At 50.6% G+C, this 22,326-nt stretch carries 25 protein-coding genes and 1 tRNA gene; 15 read left to right on the top strand and 11 right to left on the bottom strand.

Annotated features, from left to right (window positions below):
* Positions 1–27 precede the first annotated feature (27 nt).
* Positions 28–582, top strand: a complete 555-nt coding sequence (gene mepS / locus ACSBQN_RS04020) for a bifunctional murein DD-endopeptidase/murein LD-carboxypeptidase (RefSeq protein WP_004240669.1) — start codon at positions 28–30, stop codon at positions 580–582.
* Between the two features lie 114 nt (positions 583–696).
* Here mepS and ACSBQN_RS04015 read toward each other — a convergent pair whose 3' ends face one another.
* From ACSBQN_RS04015 to rsuA, 3 genes are all read right to left on the bottom strand, one after another.
* On the bottom strand, positions 697–1,041 hold the full coding sequence (locus ACSBQN_RS04015; RefSeq protein ID WP_024473454.1) for a hypothetical protein: 345 nt from the start codon (positions 1,039–1,041) through the stop codon (positions 697–699).
* A 511-nt stretch (positions 1,042–1,552) separates the two neighbouring features.
* On the bottom strand, positions 1,553–2,737 hold the full coding sequence (locus tag ACSBQN_RS04010) for a Bcr/CflA family multidrug efflux MFS transporter (RefSeq protein WP_024473455.1): 1,185 nt from the start codon (positions 2,735–2,737) through the stop codon (positions 1,553–1,555).
* Between the two features lie 37 nt (positions 2,738–2,774).
* Complete coding sequence (gene rsuA / locus ACSBQN_RS04005; protein WP_024473456.1) at positions 2,775–3,470, bottom strand: 16S rRNA pseudouridine(516) synthase RsuA; 696 nt, start codon at positions 3,468–3,470, stop codon at positions 2,775–2,777.
* A gap of 231 nt (positions 3,471–3,701) precedes the next feature.
* Between rsuA and ACSBQN_RS04000 the strand changes: the two genes are divergently transcribed.
* On the top strand, positions 3,702–5,462 hold the full coding sequence (locus ACSBQN_RS04000; RefSeq protein WP_220730684.1) for a DEAD/DEAH box helicase: 1,761 nt from the start codon (positions 3,702–3,704) through the stop codon (positions 5,460–5,462).
* 172 nt (positions 5,463–5,634) lie between these two features.
* The gene (gene rplY / locus ACSBQN_RS03995; protein ID WP_004238022.1) at positions 5,635–5,916 is read left to right on the top strand and encodes a 50S ribosomal protein L25; all 282 of its coding nucleotides are present in this window, start codon (positions 5,635–5,637) and stop codon (positions 5,914–5,916) included.
* A 78-nt stretch (positions 5,917–5,994) separates the two neighbouring features.
* On the opposite strand, the gene yejK is transcribed toward rplY, so the two are convergent.
* The gene (yejK, locus tag ACSBQN_RS03990; RefSeq protein ID WP_004238021.1) at positions 5,995–6,999 is read right to left on the bottom strand and encodes a nucleoid-associated protein YejK; all 1,005 of its coding nucleotides are present in this window, start codon (positions 6,997–6,999) and stop codon (positions 5,995–5,997) included.
* A gap of 232 nt (positions 7,000–7,231) precedes the next feature.
* Here yejK and ACSBQN_RS03985 point away from each other — a divergent pair, with 232 nt between their 5' ends.
* From ACSBQN_RS03985 to ACSBQN_RS03975, 3 genes are all read left to right on the top strand, one after another.
* The gene (locus tag ACSBQN_RS03985) at positions 7,232–7,459 is read left to right on the top strand and encodes a YejL family protein (RefSeq protein WP_004238019.1); all 228 of its coding nucleotides are present in this window, start codon (positions 7,232–7,234) and stop codon (positions 7,457–7,459) included.
* A gap of 27 nt (positions 7,460–7,486) precedes the next feature.
* On the top strand, positions 7,487–9,250 hold the full coding sequence (gene yejM, locus ACSBQN_RS03980; RefSeq protein ID WP_024473458.1) for an LPS biosynthesis-modulating metalloenzyme YejM: 1,764 nt from the start codon (positions 7,487–7,489) through the stop codon (positions 9,248–9,250).
* A 76-nt stretch (positions 9,251–9,326) separates the two neighbouring features.
* Positions 9,327–9,403, top strand: a tRNA-Pro gene (locus tag ACSBQN_RS03975).
* A gap of 63 nt (positions 9,404–9,466) precedes the next feature.
* Here ACSBQN_RS03975 and ACSBQN_RS03970 read toward each other — a convergent pair.
* Positions 9,467–9,946, bottom strand: coding sequence for a cold-shock protein (locus ACSBQN_RS03970; RefSeq protein WP_354633320.1), 480 nt, complete (start codon positions 9,944–9,946; stop codon positions 9,467–9,469).
* Between the two features lie 117 nt (positions 9,947–10,063).
* Positions 10,064–10,555, bottom strand: coding sequence for a GNAT family N-acetyltransferase (locus tag ACSBQN_RS03965; RefSeq protein ID WP_152695634.1), 492 nt, complete (start codon positions 10,553–10,555; stop codon positions 10,064–10,066).
* Positions 10,556–10,734: 179 nt separating this feature from the next.
* Between ACSBQN_RS03965 and ACSBQN_RS03960 the strand changes: the two genes are divergently transcribed.
* Positions 10,735–11,646, top strand: coding sequence for a LysR family transcriptional regulator (locus ACSBQN_RS03960; RefSeq protein ID WP_158604658.1), 912 nt, complete (start codon positions 10,735–10,737; stop codon positions 11,644–11,646).
* Between the two features lie 10 nt (positions 11,647–11,656).
* On the opposite strand, the gene ACSBQN_RS03955 is transcribed toward ACSBQN_RS03960, so the two are convergent.
* Entirely contained in the window at positions 11,657–11,782 is a 126-nt protein-coding gene (locus ACSBQN_RS03955; protein WP_276513036.1) for a hypothetical protein, read from the bottom strand.
* A 137-nt stretch (positions 11,783–11,919) separates the two neighbouring features.
* The gene (locus ACSBQN_RS03950) at positions 11,920–12,672 is read right to left on the bottom strand and encodes a TSUP family transporter (RefSeq protein ID WP_015422839.1); all 753 of its coding nucleotides are present in this window, start codon (positions 12,670–12,672) and stop codon (positions 11,920–11,922) included.
* A gap of 125 nt (positions 12,673–12,797) precedes the next feature.
* Between ACSBQN_RS03950 and ACSBQN_RS03945 the strand changes: the two genes are divergently transcribed.
* Positions 12,798–13,475, top strand: coding sequence for a DUF1345 domain-containing protein (locus tag ACSBQN_RS03945; RefSeq protein WP_024473462.1), 678 nt, complete (start codon positions 12,798–12,800; stop codon positions 13,473–13,475).
* Between the two features lie 12 nt (positions 13,476–13,487).
* Complete coding sequence (locus ACSBQN_RS03940; protein ID WP_024473463.1) at positions 13,488–14,039, top strand: DedA family protein; 552 nt, start codon at positions 13,488–13,490, stop codon at positions 14,037–14,039.
* A 28-nt stretch (positions 14,040–14,067) separates the two neighbouring features.
* Here ACSBQN_RS03940 and ACSBQN_RS03935 read toward each other — a convergent pair whose 3' ends face one another.
* The 3 genes from ACSBQN_RS03935 to ACSBQN_RS03925 all read right to left on the bottom strand — a co-directional run bounded on the left by ACSBQN_RS03935 (position 14,068) and on the right by ACSBQN_RS03925 (position 16,268).
* Positions 14,068–14,802, bottom strand: a complete 735-nt coding sequence (locus ACSBQN_RS03935; protein WP_201894134.1) for a class I SAM-dependent methyltransferase — start codon at positions 14,800–14,802, stop codon at positions 14,068–14,070.
* Positions 14,803–14,929: 127 nt separating this feature from the next.
* On the bottom strand, positions 14,930–15,142 hold the full coding sequence (gene cspE / locus ACSBQN_RS03930; RefSeq protein ID WP_004240684.1) for a transcription antiterminator/RNA stability regulator CspE: 213 nt from the start codon (positions 15,140–15,142) through the stop codon (positions 14,930–14,932).
* Between the two features lie 253 nt (positions 15,143–15,395).
* Positions 15,396–16,268, bottom strand: coding sequence for a nickel/cobalt efflux transporter (locus ACSBQN_RS03925; protein WP_214176843.1), 873 nt, complete (start codon positions 16,266–16,268; stop codon positions 15,396–15,398).
* 142 nt (positions 16,269–16,410) lie between these two features.
* Between ACSBQN_RS03925 and rcnR the strand changes: the two genes are divergently transcribed.
* The 6 genes from rcnR to ACSBQN_RS03895 all read left to right on the top strand — a co-directional run bounded on the left by rcnR (position 16,411) and on the right by ACSBQN_RS03895 (position 22,157).
* Positions 16,411–16,683 (top strand): Ni(II)/Co(II)-binding transcriptional repressor RcnR, encoded by a 273-nt coding sequence (gene rcnR, locus ACSBQN_RS03920; RefSeq protein WP_004238006.1) that lies wholly within the window; start codon positions 16,411–16,413, stop codon positions 16,681–16,683.
* Positions 16,684–16,925: 242 nt separating this feature from the next.
* The gene (locus tag ACSBQN_RS03915) at positions 16,926–17,330 is read left to right on the top strand and encodes a RidA family protein (protein WP_024473466.1); all 405 of its coding nucleotides are present in this window, start codon (positions 16,926–16,928) and stop codon (positions 17,328–17,330) included.
* Positions 17,331–17,415: 85 nt separating this feature from the next.
* Complete coding sequence (ydeE, locus tag ACSBQN_RS03910) at positions 17,416–18,597, top strand: efflux MFS transporter YdeE (RefSeq protein WP_024473467.1); 1,182 nt, start codon at positions 17,416–17,418, stop codon at positions 18,595–18,597.
* A 173-nt stretch (positions 18,598–18,770) separates the two neighbouring features.
* Positions 18,771–19,808 (top strand): methyltransferase, encoded by a 1,038-nt coding sequence (locus ACSBQN_RS03905; protein WP_024473468.1) that lies wholly within the window; start codon positions 18,771–18,773, stop codon positions 19,806–19,808.
* A gap of 82 nt (positions 19,809–19,890) precedes the next feature.
* Entirely contained in the window at positions 19,891–21,237 is a 1,347-nt protein-coding gene (locus ACSBQN_RS03900; protein WP_236595623.1) for a B12-binding domain-containing radical SAM protein, read from the top strand.
* Positions 21,237–22,157, top strand: coding sequence for a fatty acid desaturase family protein (locus tag ACSBQN_RS03895; RefSeq protein WP_152695620.1), 921 nt, complete (start codon positions 21,237–21,239; stop codon positions 22,155–22,157). Before ACSBQN_RS03900 ends, ACSBQN_RS03895 begins: the two co-directional genes overlap by 1 nt.
* Positions 22,158–22,326: the final 169 nt, after the last annotated feature.

Genomic DNA, 22,326 nt, shown 5'->3' with positions numbered 1-22,326 from the left:
ATAAGGACTGCAAGGGAAAACTCACACATGGTCACATCTCAACCAATTCTGAGATATATCACCCGGATTGTTCCGGCATTGATTATCGCGGCGACATTGTCAGCATGCAGTACATCTCCAAATTCAGCCCGTCAAGTTCAATCTGAAACCCGTACAAACAGTTTTATCTTGCAAGCGTCTCAGGATGAATTCGAACAGTTAGTTAATAATGTTGATGTTAAATCCAAACTGATGTCTCAGTATGCCAGCTGGAAAGGCGTTGCTTACCGCCTCGGCGGCACCACCCGCTCCGGTATTGATTGCTCCGCGTTTGTCCGTCAGACTTTCCTCGACCAGTTCGGTATGGAACTGCCGCGTTCAACAGCAGAGCAGCAGTCTGTCGGCACCAGCGTAAAACGCGCTAAGTTACAGGCCGGTGACCTGGTGTTATTTAAAACCGGAAAACGTCAGCGCCATGTCGGTATTTATGTCGGCAATGACAAATTTGTCCATGCATCTACATCAAACGGTGTTATCGTCTCAAACATGACGGATAAATACTGGAACAACCGTTATTACGACGGGCGCCGTTTAATTAAATAATACATTCACTCCCTTGCAGTGTATTATTTAAAAAGAAAAAGCTTCCTTTTCAGGAAGCTTTTTTTATGTCTGCATTTTATCAAAATCCGTCACACAGAAGGGCGGTGTTCCCTGTCAGAAGGGGTAACGGGCAGAAATATTTTCCGCAATTGCCGCCCCTGCGGTTTTCAGGGCACACAGTGCGGTACTTTCATCATCACTGTGTAAAAACAGGCACGGCTCCCCTTCCCAGGTCAGGATCAGGCTGTCAATCCGTAATCCTTCCAGGTGCGACCGGATGGCGCACAGTGCATCATATGTTGAATGGTGGCCGTGACTCAGTAATTTTAAACCGGTCAGGCTGTCTTCCCTGCTCTGCAAAGATTCCGGTAACGCCTCTAACCGGCGGCCGTCATCATTACCGGCAAGCCGGTAATGCTGTGGCAGGCGGGAAACAACTGAAAGCGCATTACTATTCACACTATTATCCTGTCTTACTGTGCCGGTGAATCATCTGAATAAATTTTCCGACCCAATCCTTCGGAATTAACGAACATTCTGTGTTCACGGATGATGAAACGCCGGTGATTTACTCCCGATCCGGTAATAAAACACATTGTGCTTTTTCGCCGGATGTTAACATCATCAATCCAATTGCCTCTATTTGTATACTGTTTTGTTAATTTTCTCAACTGATTTATTTTATATCATATAGCTGAAATTGAATGATGAAGGATATAATTCCGCGTTGTAATGACCCGCATACCCGTAAATACGATGAAATATCAGTTAATTATATAATTAAGAGAAAGGCGTACGATATTATACGTTGCTTTCTGCCGCGAAACAGAATTCACATTAGTGTAACTTTTCATGACTCAGATCAACCAAATGACGCCTGAGTAGTTATCCGGGGTAATCATTCGACTATTACTGATATTGCGGAAATAACCGGCCCGGAAACTCCCGGACCGGCAACAGGGAAAGGAAATCAGGCAAAACGCCGTGCGTACAGCACCAGAGAGGCGGCAATCAGAATACAGAGCGCCATCGCACCGACCATCGGCCAGACCGTTGTCATGTTAAATGAAGCCACCACCGCACCGACACCCGCACCGATACCAAACCGCAGCACACCGGCCAGTGATGAGGCTGTACCGGCCATATGCGGATAATCATCCAGAATCACCGCCATGGCATTTGATGTGATCATGGCAATATTTCCCACATAACAGGCCACACCTATCATCAGCGCCACAAAGCCGAGATCGGCGGATGCGGCCAGCACCAGCCAGCATCCGGCCAGTAACTGCACCACCAGCCCGGTGCGCAGCATATTCAGTGCGCCGAAACGGCGGACATAACGGCTGTTAATGGTGGTCATAATAAACAGGAAAACAATATTCAGTGCGAAGCAGTAACCAAATTCCAGCTCCGTCAGCCCGTAAAGCTGAATGTAAACGAATGACCCGGCGGATAAAAACGAAAACATCCCGGCAAATGAAAAACCGGATGCCACCATATAACACAGTACGCGCTTCTGGCGGAACAGTGTGACAAACTGGCCGAGCATGATCCGCAGCCGGAACGGCTGGCGCCGCTCTTTCGGCAGGGTTTCGCGGATAAAGAACAGCACCAGCAGTGCAGCGATCAGCGCGGCAATCATGATGGTCCAGAAAATCGCGTGCCAGCTGAACCAGAGCATCATCATACCGCCCATGATCGGTGCCAGCAGCGGTGCCACTGTCATTACCAGCACCACAAACGACATACTGCGGGAAAATTCATCTTTGGTGAACATATCGCGCATCAGGGCGTTGATCACCACACTTGCCGCAGCCGCTGCAAAGCCGTGCAGCCCGCGCATCCCGATAAAGGTGCCGATATCCTGAGACATCGCACATCCGGCGGAGGCCAGGGCGAAAATCAGTGTTCCCCCGAGGATCACCGGCTTGCGGCCGAGCGCATCCGCCATCGGACCGTATACCAGTTGCCCGGCGGCGAAACCGATCAGGTAACTGTTGAGTGTCATCTGGACATCGCCCTCAGTGACACCAAAGTCACGGGCAATGGTCGGCATGCTTGGCAGATACATATCGATAGCCAGAGGCATCAGCATCGATAACAGCCCCAGGATAAAAATCAGGCCGAAATAGGCCGAACGTTGCACTTGCACGCCTGTTACTCCGTATTGGATTCAGTAAAAAAGGTGTTCAGAGAACCGACTGAATTTCCTCATCAGTCAGCGGGCGGTATTCCCCCGGCTCCAGGCTGTCATCCAGCACAATGCCGCCGATACGCTCGCGGTGCAGTTCGTCCACATGGTTACCGGCAGCAGCAAACATACGTTTGACCTGGTGATAGCGCCCTTCGGAAATTGTCAGCCGCACATCCTGCGGGGTGATAATCTCGAGTTTTGCCGGTTTGGTCGGGTGCTGTTCGCCGTTAAGCATCACACCCTGCTCAAACAGCGCTGCGGTAGTGTCCGCCACCGGCTCCGCCAGGGTGACACGGTAGGTTTTCTCGCAATGATGTTTCGGTGAGGTGATGCGGTGCGACCACTGTCCGTCGTCCGTCATCAGCACCAGCCCGGTGGTATCAATATCCAGCCGTCCGGCGGCATGCAGTTTATGGGCAACCGGCTCATCGATAAAATAGAGAATAGTCGGGTTAACCGGGTCATCCGTTGAGCAGACATAGCCCTGCGGTTTATTCAGCATAAAGTAGCGCGGCCCGGTGACGTGTGTCATCACATTGCCGTCATACGCCACCTCGTTCTCCGCGCTGACTTTCAGTGCGCCGTTTTTCACGACCTCACCATCCACAGTCACCATCCCCGCACGCAGCTCTCTGGCCACAAGGTTCCGGCTGATACCCATCTGATGGGCAAGAAATTTATCTAATCGCATGAATGTCTCTTAAACCTGACGTGCCCGCAGCATACTGCCGGCTGATAAGCAGATAAAATGAAAGAATTTTGTTTGATAATAACCACAGTAATCATTATAACAACAAACCGTCAACATCACAGCGCCTTTCTGACGGCGCTTCCGCTGTTTATCCTCCGTCATGCAGTCAATTGTCGCGCCCAAAGTGTGATATGCTGACGCCCTGATTTTGTCTGTTCCGCCGGAGTTTCTGTGACGTTTACCCTGCGCCCTTATCAGCAGGAGGCTGTTGATGCCACCCTGCTCTATTTCCGCAAACACACCACGCCTGCGGTGATTGTTCTGCCCACCGGAGCGGGAAAAAGCCTGGTGATCGCCGAACTGGCGCGGCTGGCACACGGCCGTGTGCTGGTGCTGGCGCATGTCAAAGAGCTGGTGGAGCAGAATCACAGTAAATATCAGGCTTACGGGTTGGATGCCGGGATCTATTCTGCCGGATTATCACAAAAAGAGTCTTCACAAAAAGTCATTTTCGGCAGCGTGCAGTCTGTCGCCCGTAATACAGCCGATTTTGACGGCAAATTTTCCCTGCTGATTATTGATGAGTGCCATCGTATCAGCCTCAGCGAAGACAGTCAGTATCAGCAGGTGATACAGCATCTGCAGAAAAATAACCCAGCCCTGCGCATCCTCGGCCTGACAGCCACGCCGTACCGGCTGGGCAGCGGCTGGATCTATCAGTATCACTATCATGGCATGATCCGCGGCGATCATGAATGCTTCTTCCGTGATTGTATTTATGAACTGCCTCTGCGTTATATGGTCAGCCATCAGTATCTGGTACCGCCTCAGCGGCTGGATATGCCGGTGCTGCAATATGATTTTTCACAGGTACCGGTCAGCGCCGCCGGGATGTTTGACACGCAGGTGCTGGCGCGGGAAGTAAAAAAACAAAAGCGGATCACACCGCGTATTGTCCGCCAGATTATTGAGTATGCCGCGCCCCGTCAGGGCTGCATGATATTTGCCGCCACTGTGGAACATGCGGCGGAAATTGTATCACTGCTGCCGCCGGGCGAAGCGGCGCTGGTCAGTGCGGATACCCCGCCTGCGGAGCGGGAAACGATAATCCGGAATTTCAAAGCGCGGGAGCTGCATTATCTGGTCAACGTTTCCGTGCTCACCACCGGGTTTGATGCCCCGCATGTGGATGTGATTGCCATTCTGCGCCCGACTGAATCAGTCAGCCTCTACCAGCAAATTGCCGGCCGCGGCCTGCGCCTGTCTCCCGGAAAAACGGAGTGTCTGATCCTCGATTACGCCGGAAACCCGCATGACCTTTATATGCCGGAAGTCGGCAATCACAAACCAAACAGCAAAAGCCAGCCGGTACAGGTATTCTGCCCGTTGTGCGGCTTTGCTAATTTGTTCTGGGGATTATGTACCGACGACGGGCATATCATCGAGCACTATGGCCGCCGCTGTCAGGGAATTATTGATGCGGATGATGAATCCGCCCGTCATCAATGCGATTTCCGTTTCCGCTTTAAACTCTGCCCGTCCTGTAACGGGGAAAATGATATTGCCGCACGGCGCTGCTGCCACTGTGATGAAGTCCTCAGTGATCCGGATGACATGCTGAAAGCCGCACTGCGCCTGAAAGATGCTCTGGTGCTGCGCTGCGGCGGTATGGCGCTTTCTGCCGGACAGGATAACCGCGGTGAATGGCTGACCATCAACTATTACGATGAAGACGGCACCACTGTCAGCGAACGTTTCCGCCTGACCACCCCGGCACAGCGTTTTGTCTTTGAAAAACAGTTTCTGGCACAGCATCTGCGCGCACCCGGTGTGCCGTTTCAGTGGCAGGATGCAGAATCCGTAATCCGTCAGCAGGTGTTGCTGCGTTACCCGGATTTTGTTGTCTCACGCAAAAAAGAGAACTACTGGCAAATCCGCGAAAAAATCTTTGATTATCAGGGGCGATTCCGCAAATCTGACAGTCTGGCATAATCCTGAATGCTGCTTTTTTGGTTTTATACCGGGTTTCGTTTGCCGTTTGTCCGCATTTTCGGTAAAATGCACGCCGCTTCACCACGGGTAACCCTGCTGAAGCCAAATACCGACTTTGCTGCTGGGTCGCCTGTAGCAAAGATTTTTTTTACTCTTGTTAAAGAGAAAAGTTATGTTAACTATCAATGCTGAATTACGTAAAGAGCAGGGTAAGGGTGCGAGCCGCCGCCTGCGTCGCGCAAACAAGTTCCCTGCTATCGTTTATGGTGGCAACCAGGAACCTGTTTCCATCGAACTGGACCACGACGTCCTGATCAACCAGGAAGCTAAACCAGAATTTTACGAAGTTCTGAACCTGGTTATCGATGGTAAAGAAACCAAAGTGAAAGTACAGGCTGTACAGCGTCATCCGTTCAAGCCAAAACTGACACACATCGATTTCCTGCGCGCTTAATTACGCCACCTATCGAGCTTTAATCGGGACGCCGAGTAAATAACGCCGCTTTTGCGGCGTTATTTATTTCTGCTCTCACTATCCTTTATTACCACGGCGCTGTAACTGATCCCGCAGATTCGGCGGTGTCCCTTTAATCGTCAGGGTATCCGTGGCCGCATCCCAGAAAATCCGCTCCCCCAGTAACATCGCATCAAAATTAATGGTCAGCCCGCCGCCGCTGCCGGCAAATTTTGTCAGCTGACGTAATGTGCTGCGATCGGCCGGGAACGAATCCTCCAGTCCGTACTCTTTTTCCTGAGTAAACTGCGCAAAACTCTGCTCACCCAGCGGCGGCAGTTCCGCAGACAGCTCTGTCAGCTGAATCTCTTCACCGCTCTGTAACTGCTCCGTGCAGTAATCAAACACCTGTTTGCGGTAAGACTGGCGCTCCTGTTTGTCCGCCTGAGCCTCCTCGCAGTAATCGTCCAGTGCCTGTAACAGCCCTTTGTTCTGGATTTTGGCATTAAAGCCTTCAGCGGCACCGAGGAAATCCATAAAGAAATCGGAGACTTTGCGACCGACACGGCCTTTGAGGAAGGTCAGGTAACGGCTGGATTCCGGATTTGTTTCCCATTCGGTCAGGTCAATACGGGCGATAATATCCGCATGCGGAATATCCAGATAATGGGTGCTGTTAAGCTCCAGGCTCTCATTGACCAGCATGCTCTGGCAGCTATCGAGTACCGCCACCAGCAGATACTCCACCGCCAGATAGCGGTAATGGGCAAATAACACCACACCGCCCTGGGCAAACGGGTATTTTGCCAGCTCATCCTTCAGGCGGACGGTTGCCGCACGGGTAAAGGCGTGAAATTCCTCTTCGCCCTGCCGCTGCAGACGCAGTGCCTCTGACAGTTCACTCTCTTCATTAAACACACCGTACGCTTTGCTTTTCGCGCTGTAGACCCGGTGCAGCTCAGCCATCATTTCCTCAACAATGGCGGTTTTTTCCAGTGGTGTGTCCCGCAGCACTACTTCCAGTGTCTGTTCATCGCGTTTAATCAATTGATGCAACGCAATCTGAATGATATCCAGACTCATCTTTTACTCCTTCGGCCTCGTTTGCGCGTATTCAAACACCGTTGTAATCTGTGCGCAAGTCACAATCACAGGAGAATGTGACAAGACAGGATAATCAGCGGCGTGCATACTGAAAATGGCGTATTCCCTGCGTAACCGGATCCATAATTGAAATAATTTTCCGCAAAAAGCAGAAATACGGCCGCTCATCAGTTATGATATAGAGCTTTGTACAATCAGGATATCTACGTTTATGCCGCAATCATCCCGCTACAGTGATGAACACGTTGAAAAGTTACTGGCTGAGCTGGTCAGTGTGCTGGAAAAAAACCGGACACCGACCGACCTTTCTCTTATGGTGTTAGGAAATATGGTGACCAATCTCATCAATACCAGTGTTGCGCCGTCACAACGCGCTCATATTGCTGAATCCTTCGCCCGCGCCCTGCAATCTTCCGTCAGTGAAGATAAAGCGCACTGACCGCATTCCGGCTGACGACGAAATTCTATGGTAACGTATCGTCCGAAATACGGTGACAAAGTTTCCCAGATGATTAGCTGGGGACACTGGTTCACCCTGTTTAATATCCTGCTGAGTCTTGCACTCAGCAGCCGTTACCTGTTTATTTCTGACTGGCCGGACACGCTGATTGGCCGCATTTACGCCATCACCAGCTGGCTGGGACATTTCAGTTTCCTGGCATTCGCCCTCTATCTGCTGATTGTGTTCCCGCTCACCTTTGTGGTGATGTCACAACGGCTGCTGCGCTTTTTATCCGCCGCCCTCGGTACAGCCGGGCTGACACTGCTGCTGTTTGATATCGGCATCTATGAACAGTTCCGCCTGCATTTAAACCCGGTGGTGTGGGATCTGGTCGTGAACCCTGAACAGGGGGAAATGGCGCGGCGCTGGCAGTTTATCTTTATTGCGATCCCGGTTATCTTCCTGATCGAAATGCTGTTCGGCACCTGGAGCTGGCAGAAACTGCGCAGCCTGAACCGGCAAAAATTCGGTAAACCTGTTGCGGTGGTATTTATCACCGCCTTTATTACCTCTCATATTATGTATATCTGGGCGGATGCCAATTTCTACCGCCCGGTGACGATGCAGCGCTATAACCTGCCGGTCTCTTACCCGATGACTGCCCGCAAATTCCTGGAGCGTCACGGCCTGCTCGACAGCACCAGTTATGAGCAGCAGTTACTTCTGCACGGCGACCCGACCGCCCAGGGTGTTGAGTACCCGATCAACAAACTGACCTATGCAGACAATGGCAGCGGCTACAATTTACTGCTTATCACCCTCACCTCGCTGAGCCGGGAAGATATTAATAAGGCAATGCCGAACCTGAACCGGTTTGCAGAGGAAAGCACACAATTCACACAGCACTACAGCAGTGAAATTAATCCGGAGCGGGCACAGTTCGGGCTCTATTACGGCATCTCAGGTACCTATTATGACGGTATTCTCAACGGACGCATTCCGTCCGCACTGATGACGGCGCTGAGTGCACAGAATTATCAGTCAGGGTTCTTCTCCACAGAAAACTTTGCCTCCCCGCTCTTCCGCTATGCCCTGCTGGCGGATTATAGCCTGCCGCCGCTGCGTGACGGACAGAATAACAGCGGAACTGCTTCTGCGGATGTGGCAGATCGCTGGTCAGTCTGGCTGAAACAGACCCGCAAAGATCAGCCGTGGTTTGCACTGATTAACCTCAGCACACCGTTACCGGACGGTCATTCCGCCCCGGATATGACAGATATTGATAACACACTGGGTACACTGATTCAGGATATCCGTGCGCGTGGTGAGTGGGATAAAACAGTGATTGTCATCACCGCCGGTGCCGGTGACAGCATGGCCAAATTACAGGACAGCTGGGTCACCGACGGCAAATTTAACCGCGACCAGTTACGCGTGCCGCTGATTATTCACTGGCCGGATACCCCGGCACAAACCATCAGCAAACTGACCGCACATCCGGATATTATGGCAACCCTGATGCAGAGACTGCTGCACGTCAGCAATCCGCCGGGAGAATACACCCAGGGTGATGATCTGTTCACTACTACACGGCGCAAGCCACGGATATTCACCGGCGATAACAGCAATCTGGTGATTATCAAGCCGGATTCCGCATCACTGCTGACCGCTCAGGGTAAATACCAGCGCTTTGATGAGAATAATGAGAAGATCCGCAATGCCAAACCGGATATGGCTGAATTACTCCAGGTTCTGACAGAGCAGAAACGCTTTATCGATACCCACTGATCCCGGGATAAAAAAAGTGCAACTGGTACAGTAGCGTCTTGCTTTAACCAAAGAAAACAGTAGTATAGATAACATTCGGCATGTAGCGCAGCCTGGTAGCGCACCGTCATGGGGTGTCGGGGGTCGCAGGTTCAAATCCTGTCATGCCGACCAGTATTTATATAAGAAAACCAACCTGTTAGGGTTGGTTTTTTTGTGTCTGTAATCCGCAGGCCATCACACCTTAAGTATTTTCACCGTCTCATCGATATCTATTTCATCTTCTGAAAAAATCAGGGTAGTGCCGTGCTGTGTGGTGATCGCCAGTTTTCTGAGTGTGCGCATTTCGGCCGGGCCGGCGGATTTTGGTTTGATGTTGTTCATCAGCACACCAACAGACAGTACCACGTTCTCTTTATCAATCCCGGTATCAGCCGCTTCTTCCTCACTGTAAACCACGAAGGACTTAATGGCCGTCAGCTTAATACGCTCACCGGCGATAAAAACGTATTTGCTTTCCGGCACCACTTTTACCGCATAGGCTGACAGCCCTTTATTATTAGTGCCGGGCTCAAATGTCACGGCGGCATTTTTCTTAATCAGGTCAGGATTGGCGACCTTAACCACATGAAAATAACGGTTATCCCCGTTCTCATCTTTGATAAACCCAAAGCCTTTATCTTCAAACCATGTTGTGATTGTTCCGTTCATCGCCATTACCACCTGCTTAATCATCTGTTACTGAGTCATTACAGCGCGCAGTATAAAGCACAATGCCTGTGCAGACTACGCCTTTGGCTGAGATCCGGCGGATAAGAGAGCAATAAGGTTTTATCAGAGTGTCATATACATTTCATGCCAGGTCATTCCGCCATGGTCAGACTCTGAAAGTTTAATGTACTCATAACCAAAATGTGAATAAAGCGCAATATGCTGCTCTTTACACATCAGATAAACCGTTTTTTTATTCATTGCTTTCATACGGGAGATAAATTCCCGCATCAGCAGGGAAGAATACCCTTTCCCCTGAAAATCCGGATGAACCACCACTGACATAATCACCACATTGGGTGCGTCAGGATCATGACCGACAAGCTCTTTAAACTCCTCATCAGACATCACCACGTTATCAGCACAACCTGCATTAATAAAACCAGCAATGCAGTTATCCACCAGCATACACAAGAAACCTTCCGGATAGCGTTTTGCACGTAATGCAATTTTTTCCCGTGTTGCCGCTTCATCACCTTCATAAGAAACAGTTTCAATTTCATAACAGCGATCAACATCTGCTGCTGTGACCTGACGAAATACGGGGGTTAACATCTCATATATCTCCTGACTAAATGTGTTGGTCAACATAGTAATGCTTTTTTAATCTGCGGCTACTGCATTTTATACAGACTAAAAATGCATAATATTCATTTTTGTTTTTCTGATAAAATCTTCTTACTTTTACATTACGAAAACAGGCAGCTATGTATTCATCCCTGCGAAAAACGGATATGAATTTACTGCTGGTCTTTGATGCTGTTTACAGGCACCGCAATATCAGCCTTGCAGCAGATCAGCTCGCACTGAGTCCGTCAGCACTCAGTCATGCCCTTAACCGTCTGCGGAATTCTCTCGGTGACCCGCTTTTTATCCGTCACGGCGGAAAAATGGTACCAACGGCCAAAGCTGAAAATATAGCGCCGCAGATTTCAGCCGCTTTACAAACACTCTCCGTCTGTTTTCGTCAAATGAATGCCTTCGATCCGGCTCTGAGTACGGATACATTCACATTTGCCGCGACCGATTACACCGCCGCCGTTATTATGCCGGGATTAATATCCCGTATTAACCGCCTGGCCCCGGGTATCACTATAAGATTATTGTATTCACAGAATTTTAATGCTGTTAATGATATCCGTTCCGGCAAAGTGGATTTTGCTCTCGGGTTCGAGGAAGGACAAAAATTTCCGCAGAGAGAAACGGAAGCAATAACCTGCTTTACCGACAATTATATTGTTGCAGTCCGCCGGGGACACCCAGAAATTAATAATATGCTTACACAAGCATTATATCTTGCCGCCGGTCATGTCGTGGTTCGTCCCTGGGCGGATTCACAGGGCGCTATTGATACCTATCTGGAAAAACAGCAACTGAAACGGCGGATAATGGTGGAGTTACCCAGTCTGATGGCTGCCCCGCTGATTGTTTCTCAGACAGACCTGATTATCACATTGCCGGAAAAAGGAATTACATCTCTTTTTAACATGCAGGATTTAGTGGTATTCCCGGTGCCTTTCCCCGCACCGCAGTATATTTTAAGAGCTTATTATAATCCGGCATTATGCAATTCCCCCGGGCACCACTGGATAAAAGAACAGATTATGGCAATATGTTCCGGTAGTAACGATTATATCACCCGCTGACGGAGATCATTTACACCCCGCAATCTGATGGTTTGATATTTATCTGCATCACCCGGGTGCCGTCCGAAAAATAGTTATTTTCTTCTCTGAACAATTCCGGCGGCAGACCGGTAACCTGATGATTCAGGATAATCACGTTATTCTCCCGGGTGACTTCTGTCAGAACGGTAAAAGGATCAACCCGGTGCGGCAGCAGCTGACTCTCATTTTTAATGAGAGTGGCCTGAAGTGTGTCGTATTCTTCCGGCGATTTTGTCCCTGCGGCTGTATCTGCTAAAAATACATATCAAATAACATTTTGGTGCTGATCCCGGCGGAGACCAGAATAATCATCGGTTTTATGACTTTCAGGCCGGAGCTCAGTACAACACCTGCTCCCAGCCGCGCCCCGATGGCTTGTCCGGCAAACATCAGTAATCCCAGCGACCACATCATTTTACCGCCCGCGATAAAAAAGATAACGGACGAGGTATTGGAGGCCAGGTTCAGAAAATTGGAGTGAATTTGTGCTTTATCGATCCGGTATCCTAACAGCAGCATATAACTGATGGTATAAAATGTCCCGGCGCCGGCACCTAAGAATCCGTCATAAAACCCGACACCGCCGCCGCAGATAAATGAAAACAGGAAAAAAGAAACACGCTGTTTTTCTTTGGATTTAGTGATATCAGGGGCAAAAATAAAGTACAGCGTGACACTGATAATTAATCCCGGCAGTAATTTTTTCAGAAAAGTCGGATCGATAAACTGTACAAAAATCGTGCCGGATGCAGCACCGAAGAATGTCGCAATAAATACCCATTTATTATTCTTTAAATCAATCCGCCCCTGACGCAAGAAATAAATACCGGATGTTAATGAACTGCCCAGTGCCTGCATCTTATTTGTTGCCAGTGCGTTAGCAGGTGGTAACCCGGAAATCAGCAATGCGGTAATCGACAGAAAACCACCGCCGCCTGATACCACATTGATAAATCCGGCGGCCACGGCGACAAAAAACATGACAATAAGAAATGTTATGCTCATGGAAAGACACTTTAAATGGCAGGGATAATCAGTATATAAAAAGTACGCATCCGAAAAAGTGATACCGCCCCTGCTGCCGGATATTTGGTATAATAAAATGTCATCTTTCTGAACAGGATACTGGTATGTTGCGCTATGGTATTCGCATTACTCATATTTTCCGGCACGCCTTTCACTCGCGTCCGCGTTTTATTATCTCTCTGATGGTCGCGTTTGTGACTTTTTTTGCTCTGCTGCCCGTACAGAGTGCACTGATGTGCCTGATCCTCAGCTGGAATGCCTTCTCCTGGGTGTATTTGCTGTTTCTTTTTGAGCGGATCATTAATAAGAAAGTAAAAGATATCCGTAAACTGACTAAAATTGAGGATGAAAGCGCCCGCATGGTGATGTTTTTCCTGCTGGCCGGGTGTTGTGTCAGTTTACTGGTGCTCTTTTTTGCCCTCGGCGGGCACGGTAACCTGACCGGTAATGATAAAGCTTTCCAGTATATTCTGACCGCATCCACATTAGTGTCCTCCTGGCTCTTATTACCGGCCGGATTTACCATGCACTATGCGCACCTTTATTACACCAACCCGCAACAGGAAAAACCGTGGTTATTATTTCCGGACAGACCGGCTGAACCCGCTTACTCTGATTTTATGTATTTCTCATTTACGATTGCCGTCGCCTCACAGACTGCCGATGTCGAAATCGCGTCATCCCCGATGCGCCGCGCGGTATTAATGCAATCCGTTGTCTCTTTTGTTTTTAATATGGCGATACTGGGATTATGTATTAATATCTCCGCCGGTTTATTTTAAACGGAGTGGCGGATGGAAACATTACTGACACACTGGATTACAGAATACGGCTATTGGGCAACCTTTTTCGGTACTATGATTGAAGGGGAAACCGCTGCATTTTTATCCGGTATTGCCGCACACCATCAGTTATTATCCTACCCGAAAGTGATGCTGGTGGCCGCACTGGGCGGAATTATCAGTGACAATGTTCTGTTTTTTACCGGTTATTTTGCCGGAAACCGGATCCTGCCCCGCATTCATAAACATGCGGATAAAATAGCCCGTCTGCAGCGGATAATTCACCGCCGCGAAAGCCTGATTATTATCGGAATACGTTTCGCTTACGGATTAAGAACTATCGGCCCCGTTATTATCGGAGCCGCCGGTATTAATCCGCTGAAATTTTTTGTGCTGAATATTCTCGGCGGGGCAATATGGGGAAGCGTTATTGTCTCTGCAGGGTATTTTGTCAGCGCGACAATCCTTGCCCTGCCGCTGCATACTTACCTTGCCTGGTTCCTTATCCTCGCAGCGGTTGCCGGTCTGTTTGTGCTGATAAGAAAGCATAAATTCACGCTGTAAACTGCGGAACAACCCCGCCCGTCAGCCACTATTCCGGCTTGCGGGCGCTGAGCAGAAAGATCATCGGCCGTTCTTTTTCTTCATCCAGTGCCGGATTGGCAGCAATCTGTGCCGCTGACGGCCCCCACTCATTCATAGCGGTGATTTCAAAACCGGCTGTAATCAGCGCATTTATCCAGGTGGATAATTTCCGGTGCTGCTTTTCCACGCCGTCGGCAAACCAGTTGCTGATCCTGACGCCTTCCTGCTGGTACTGATTGACCGGCCAGGCTTTATTACCCGCACTGTCCGTGCACCAGTTCTGAATGACAGGAGCTGTGTAGATCGGGTGTTCTGCGGAAAAAACCAGACGGCCGCCCGGAACCAGTGCCTGATACAGCGTGGCAAACAGTGCCGGGATATCACGCAGATAATGCAGTGCCAGCGAGCTGTAAATCACATCACTTTGTGCCGCCGGTAATTGCAGTGTCTCGAGATCGGCGCGCAGCCAGGTAATATCAGGATCCGTGGTCATCGATGCGGCTTTCGCCAGCATTTTCTCAGACAGATCAAAACCGGTCACCCGGGCAGCGCCCTGCTCTTTTGCCCAGCGGCTAAACCAGCCATATCCGCAACCCAGGTCGATCACTGACTTCCCGGCCAGTGACGGCAGCAATGTCTGCATGGCAGTCCACTCCGGCGCGCCGTCCAGTCCTTCTGCTGAGCGGGGCAGCGTGGCATAACCGGCAAAGAAATCCGGATTATCATAAATATTCTGAGACATAACTTACTCCTTAAATGATGAGCAAATTATATTCATAGTTTGCCGGTTTCCGCCACGATTCTGTTTTACAGACATAAAAAAACCTCACCGGAGTGAGGTTTTTAAAATCTGTTACTGACAGCGGTGATTACAGAGCAACCACGTTAGCTGCAGCCGGGCCTTTCATACCATTTTCGATGGTGAAAGAAACCTGCTGGCCTTCTGCCAGAGATTTGAAGCTGTCGCTCTGGATTGCAGAGAAGTGAACGAACACGTCTTTGCTGCCGTCAGCTGGAGTGATAAAGCCAAAACCTTTATCATCGTTAAACCATTTTACAGTACCGGTAATTGTTGCGGACATATGAATTTCCTTTAAATTGATTTTGTTGCCATAAGGCATATAAGCGGTTTGATTACGTTTTTACTTATGGGAACTATCAGAAGGAATTCGCTATGAAGTGGTATCTTGGATAACGCTTGACGGAGAACAACTTAAAATCGGACTGACATAAATAGGTCTGTACTTCCAAACCAATGCCGATATTAAGCCATATATTTTGTTATCCGGCAAGCTCTTTTTGATTTACCTCAAACGACCACACCCGCCAAAGGCATCAGTTTGCCAGCCCCATATAACCGTGGATCCCCATATAAAGCCCGACCAGCGCTATCAGCGTCGCCGAAAAGTACGGTGCTTTTTTGGCGATATCACCCAGCCCCTGCCAGCGGCGGCTGACCTGGCGCAGCCCCACCGCAGTCACCACGCCGACCGTGACCAGTGTCAGTGCCAGCCCGATACTGAAACTGAGCACCATGGTTGCGCCCAGGGTAAAAGCCTTCAGTTGCAGACAGATCAGCAAAACAGTAATCGCAGCCGGACACGGAATTAACCCGCCGGTCAGGCCGAACAGTAACACCTGGCTGTTGGTGGCTTTGCCGCCGGTAAACCGGGTTTTGATTTCATGAGCATGTGCTCTGGCATGCGCATCCTGATATTCGCCATCATGGTGGTCATGATGATCGTGGTGATGCTCTGCATGATGGTGATGATGATCCTGGTCATGTTCATGGCTGTGATGATGATCATGCTCATGATGATGGTCACTGTGTGTATGGCTTTCCTGCTGCATTTCTGTCAGCCAGTTTTTTTCACCACGGTATGTCCGCATAAACATCCAGAATGCAGTTGCCAGAATAATCACCGCCGATACCATCTGCAGCCACGGCTCTACGGCTTCCGGCGTGAACCGGGCACTGATATACATCCCGCCGAGGGCAATCAGCCAGACTATCAGGGTATGCGATAACGTCGCCGCCAGTCCCAGCATCACCGCCTGTCTGACCGTCCCTTTCACCGCAATAATAAAGGCCGCCATCATGGTTTTTGAGTGGCCCGGCTCCAGGCCGTGCAGCGCACCCAGTGCAATCGCGCCCGGGATAAAAAACCAGGCATTTCCCTGCTGCAGTAAAGAGGCAAAATCAGTCATGACGTGTGATCCCTGTTTTCAGAATGAAGAAAGAGTGAATTGAGTATACTCCCCCCCAGTATAATTACACTACCTCTTTGTATCACGAAGATGCTACTATTTTGCCCGTCACTTTCTTTTCACCTTATTTCACGGGGTTGCCATGTCACATACCATCAGGGACAGACAGAAACTTCAGAACCGCGCCAGTAAAATTCAGGGGCAGGTCAACTCACTGAAAAAAATGCTCGATGAACCGCATGAGTGCTCCGCCGTGCTGCAACAAATTGCGGCTATCCGTGGCGCGGTAAACGGGTTAATGCGGGAAGTGATTAAGGGTCACCTGATTGAACACGTAGTTCATGAGGAAGATGAGGAAAAACGTCAGGGTGATCTGGATATTGTTCTGAAAGTGCTGGATTCTTATATTAAGTAAAGAAAAATTAAGCCGGTGTTGTAAAAATCCCCGGCGCCGATCCTGTAAGTGTTGAATATCCTTTTCTGATATAAAAATATTTCCCCTGTATATCTCAGAGACTCACTGAGCTCCCCTTTTATTCATTTCCCGCAACAGGATTGAAAATAAAGAATGCTGTTAATAATCAGTTAATTTACAGCGCCTGAAATAATCTATGATAAAACGACATTTTCTTTTATTTCACTGCTGAAAAGGCTGTTATGACGATAAAACGGATTAATCCGCCCTCACTATTTAATTCCCTGCAATACGGTTTCAGTCAGGTCGTGGAAACAACCGGCACCCGGCAGTTATTTCTGTCAGGACAGGTCGGCGTTGATCACAATGAAGTGACAGTCGCAGGCGGTATGCGGGAACAAGCTGCACAATCTGTGGACAATATTGCCCGTGCCCTCGCGGCAGCCGGCGGTTCTCTGTCTGATGTGGTTATGCTGCGGATTTATATCCGTGCCGGTGCAGATTCACACGATGAACAAACGGCAATTGCGGATGTGCTGAAAGAAAAATTTGCCGCCGCAGCCCCTGCCTCATCATGGATTATTGTCAGCGGATTATCTCTGCCGGAATGGCTGATTGAAATCGAAGCACACGCCGTGCTGCCGTAACCGGAAGGCGCTGTACAGCGCCTGATTTGCGTGATATTGATTACGTGAATATAAAAAATAAAATAAAAATACTGAGAATGTCACCATGCAAGCCGCCACCCGTTCCACCATTGCTCTGCTCGCTTCCTCATTCTTAATTACTATCGGACGGGGTGCCACTATCCCGTTTATGGCGATTTATCTCAGCCGTCAGTATGACATGGCGGTGGATCAGGTCGGGGTGGCACTGACGGTCGCACTGACAACCGGCGTGTTATTCAGCCTCGGCTTCGGCATCATTGCGGATAAATTTGATAAAAAACGCTACATGCTGATGGCAATTCTGGTTTATATCGCCGGATTTATCGCTATTCCACTGACTCACAATATCGCACTCGTCGTTGTCTTCTTTTCACTGATTAACTGCGCCTACTCCGTTTTTGCTACGGTGCTGAAAGCCTATTTCGCCGATACGCTGCCACCTGCGCGTAAAACCAAAGTCTTTTCCCTGAACTATACCTTCGTCAATATGGGCTGGACTGTCGGGCCGCCGATTGGCACCGGGCTACTGATGTACAGCGCGGATCTGCCGTTCTGGCTGGCGGCCTGCACCGCCTCATTCCCGATATTCTTTATTCAGCGTTTTGTCCGCAGCGTGCCGCCTTCTGCTTCAGGCAGCAACAGCGCCGCCTGGCAGCCGTCTGTCATGCTGCATGATAAAGCCCTGCTCTGGTTTACGTTATCCGCCTTTCTGGGATCGCTGGTGTTCGGTTCGTTTTCCGCCTGTATTTCCCAGTATGTCCTGACGGTGGCAGATACCACACTGGCAGAAAAAGTGATTGGTGTGGTGCTGCCGGTCAATGCCGCCGTGGTGGTTTCACTGCAATATATGGTCGGCCGCCGGATCAGCACAGACAATCTGCAAAAGCTGATGACTCTCGGTACACTCTTTTTTATGGCCGGACTGGCCGGATTTATGATGTCAGGCAGCAACCTTGTGTTCTGGGGAATAGCCGCGTTTGTTTTTACTCTCGGTGAACTGATTTATGCGCCGGGTGAATATATGCTGATCGACAACATTGCGCCGGACGGCATGAAATCCAGCTACTTCTCCGCCCAATCCCTCGGCTGGCTCGGCGGTGCCTTTAACCCGCTGATGACCGGCGGTGTGCTGACCTATTTCCCGCCAAATACCCTGTGGCTGCTGCTGATTGGTGTTTCCGCCTGCGCCTGGCTGTGTATGATGCGCGGCCTGAAGATCAGCAGAAACAGGCTTATTCACCACTGAATACTTGATTCACTTATCATTAATTAATAATACCTCATATTTCGATACGGTAATTTTCTGCTGCTGAGCTACCCTCCCTCTATTGTTTAGTTTTATTTAACATAGGGAGTGCTGTATGCCGCATCAGGCACTCTGACCATCCCTGTTATTCATGTCTGAAAGGAGTTACCGCTATGTCTTATACTGAACCGGATTTAATGAGTCCCGCAGAAGAGCAATCCGTCATCCGTATCCTGAATGTTACTCTCGGGCTGGCGCTGCCCGGTTGTCTGCGGGTTGCGGCAGAGCTGAATATTGCTGACCATCTGGCTGACGGGCCGCTCTCTGTCACCGCACTGGCAGAACGCACCGGCTCAGATCCGGATAACCTGCGCCGCATTCTGCGGATGCTGGCACTGAACGGTATTTTCACCGGTACAAATGATGACAGTTACCGGCTCTCTCCTGATGCGGAGTTTCTCCGCCGCGATCACCCCTGCACACAGCGGGATGCCGTTCTGACACTGACCGATAATACTTACTGGTCAACCATTGGTCAGCTTAATGAATCCGTTCGCGGTGAACTCAACTTTAAAAAGCTGTTCGGTAAAACCTTCTATGAATATCAGGCCACCAAACCCAACCGCAACGACAGCTATAATTTCCCGTCCGGGATGTCTGCCCTGTCAGAAATGGAAAACTATTTTGTCACGAGAGCTTATGACTTCCCGTCATCGTGCCATATTGCCGATATCGGAGGCGGCGAAGGCTCACTGCTGCTGCGGATTTTGCGCAGAGACCCGACACTGACCGCCACCCTGTTCGACAGCCCGCATGTGGTATCAGACAAATATCTGTCTCAGTTGGGTGACGGTTCCCGCTGGTCGCTGGACGGCGGTGACTTCTTTAAATCCGTGCCGCAGGCGGACATGTATCTGCTGAAAAAAGTCATTTTTAATCAGGATGATGCCAACGCACTCGCCGTACTGAAAAACTGCCGCAAAGCCATGAAACCGGACAGCAAACTACTGATCATCGAATCCATTGTGCATCCGGAAACCAATCCGGCCGCGCATTACGGTATGGGCATTCTCTGTATGGCGATCCTGCCCGGCGGCGGCGAGCGGACTATTCCGGAGTTTGAGGCTCTGCTGGCTGAAGCCGGACTGAAAATAAACCGCCTTATCCCGACTGAATGCTATATCTCTGTGCTTGAAGTGGTTGCAGCCTGATCTTTGATCCGGCACAGTGCGTTCCCGGACGTACTGTGCCATTGTAAAAGTCCTTATGTCAGCTGCGGAGCAGGAAGCACCGGTGAGAATATTACTGATTTTGCCGTTTGACAGGACTTACCGCTACCGGAAAAGCGCGTTTTCCGTGGCGATAAGCTATGCTCCGCTGACCCTTATCACCCTCGCAGCCCTGGTTCCCCCGCATCTGAATGCTGAACTGACCCTCTGTGATGAAGGCGTTTCCCCGCCGGTCACTGCCGGGGATTTTGATCTGGTGGTGATCACCGCCACCGCCTCCTCTTCCCCCCGCGCCTATGCGCTGTGCCGCTACTGGCGCGAACGCGGGGCAAGAACAGCAATGGGCGGCGCACACGTCACACTGCAACCGGATGAGGCCGCGCAGCATGCCGATACCGTCCTTATCGGCGCCGGTGAACTCATCTGGCCCCGGTTTCTGCAGGATATGGCTGACGGACATCCGCAGCCGCGTTATCAGCACCGCTCTGAGCGCGGCTTTCTGCCGATGCCGGTGCCACGCCGTGATCTGCTGCCGTCCCGCGCCTATATGAATATCGCCACTATTATTGCCGACCGTGGCTGTCCGCTTGCCTGTGAATTCTGTTCAGTGCAGCATCAGTGGGGACGAAAAGGCACCGCACGTCCGGTGGCAGACGTGATTGACGAGATAAAACAGAGCGGCAGACAGCGCTGGATATTCCTCGACCCTAATCTGTATGCTGACCGGCAGTACAGTCTGGATCTGTTCCGGGCTCTGATCCCGCTGAAAATCCGCTGGTCGGGACTGGCGACACTCAATGTGACGGATGATGACGAGGTTTTCCGGGCGATGTGTGACAGCGGCTGCGAAGGGCTGCTTATCGGGCTGGAAAACCTCAGTCAGCAGACCATGACGGCCACCGGCAAGAATTGTAACCAGGTCAGTGAATACCGCCGTCAGATCCGGCGGCTGCGCGATAACCGGATTGCCGCACTCGGCTGTTTTGTGCTCGGGTTTGATGAAGACACCCCGGAGAGCATCCGCGATACGATACGGCAGATCCCGTCTCTCGGGCTGGATCTGGTGCGTTTTTCTGTCCTCACCCCGCTGCCGGGTACACGACTGTGGCAGCGGATGGCGGAAAACGGCCGCTTAATCACACAGGACCTGAGCCTGTATGACAACGAACATGTGGTTTTTCAGCCGCAAAATATGTCACCGGAAACCCTGCAATCCTTACTGCACGAAGCCTGGCAGGAAACATACCGTTTGCCGGCCATTCTGCGCCGGGTATTGCACCGTCCGGGCAGCCGTTTTATCCGCCTGGCGGCCAATCTCGGCTTCCGGCTGTACGCCCGCCGGTTACGCCATGAAAAAACCGGGCTGTTCAACCCGGCAATAGTGACGAATAACACAAGGAAAACAGACTGATGCGTCTTTTACTCAACAGTATTCTGCTGATTTTTTCGATGACTGCGGCAGCGGCCTGTTTATGGGGAGTGAGCCATCTCGCCTGGTATTATGTGCTGCCTGCCCTGATCGGTTTTATGCTGATTAATAACATGCCATTCGCTATTCTGCATGAAGCGGTACATGGCGTGGCCGCCCGCACTGCCGCCGGTAACCGCGCCATCGGGATTATTGCCGCATGGGCATTTCCGACTTCCTTTACCCTGCAGCGTCGCGCACACCTGAATCACCATAAAAATAACCGGACAGATAAAGAGCTGTATGATTATTACCTGCCAGACCAGCCACGCTGGCTGCGCAATATCTGGATGTACGGCGGCAATCTGCTCGGCCTGTACTATTTTTGCGTACTGCTCGGTAATCTGCTCTGGTTTATTGCGCCTGGTGTGTACCGTTCACGGGTATTTGTCACCAAAATTGCCCCGGCGATGGGATTCGGGTCACAGGTGCCGGAACTGGCAAAACTGCCGCCGCTGACCATCTGGAGTGAACTGCTCGGTGCATTTCTCTGGCAGGCACTGCTGTTTTGGGCGCTCGACTTAAGTGCGGCCGGTTATCTGCTCTGCCTGTGGGCTTTTGCGCTGCACTGGTCAGCTCTGCAATATGCGGATCACGCCTGGAGCCGCCGCGATGTGATGAACGGTGCGTGGAACCTGAAAGTACTGCCGGTCTCCCGCTGGCTGGCGCTGAATTATCACTGCCATCTCGCACACCACCAGCACCCGCAGGCACCGTGGTATGAACTGCCGTCGCTGGTGGATGACCAGCCGTGCCCGACCTTCTGGCGTGTCTATTTCACTATGTGGCGCTATGGTGTGCGCCCTGCCCCGCAGATGGGTGCGGCAGCGGATCTGGATTTTCTGTTTCCGCCGGAAAAATAAACTGTTTTCATTATTTTATTAATAAATCTGCCGGTTAAGTACAACGGTGATAACGGGCAGGATAACGAAAAGCATCCGCGCCATGGATGGCGCGGCTGAGCTTACAGGGATGTATTTACAGCGTCTTTTCGTTTTGCCCGTTATCAGCCGCCTCCGGTTCCGCAAAGAA

This window comes from Morganella sp. B601, from assembly GCF_051172335.1.
In the GTDB taxonomy this organism is placed as follows: Bacteria; Pseudomonadota; Gammaproteobacteria; order Enterobacterales; family Enterobacteriaceae; genus Morganella; species Morganella morganii.
This window is presented reverse-complemented; position numbering and strand designations above follow the sequence as displayed.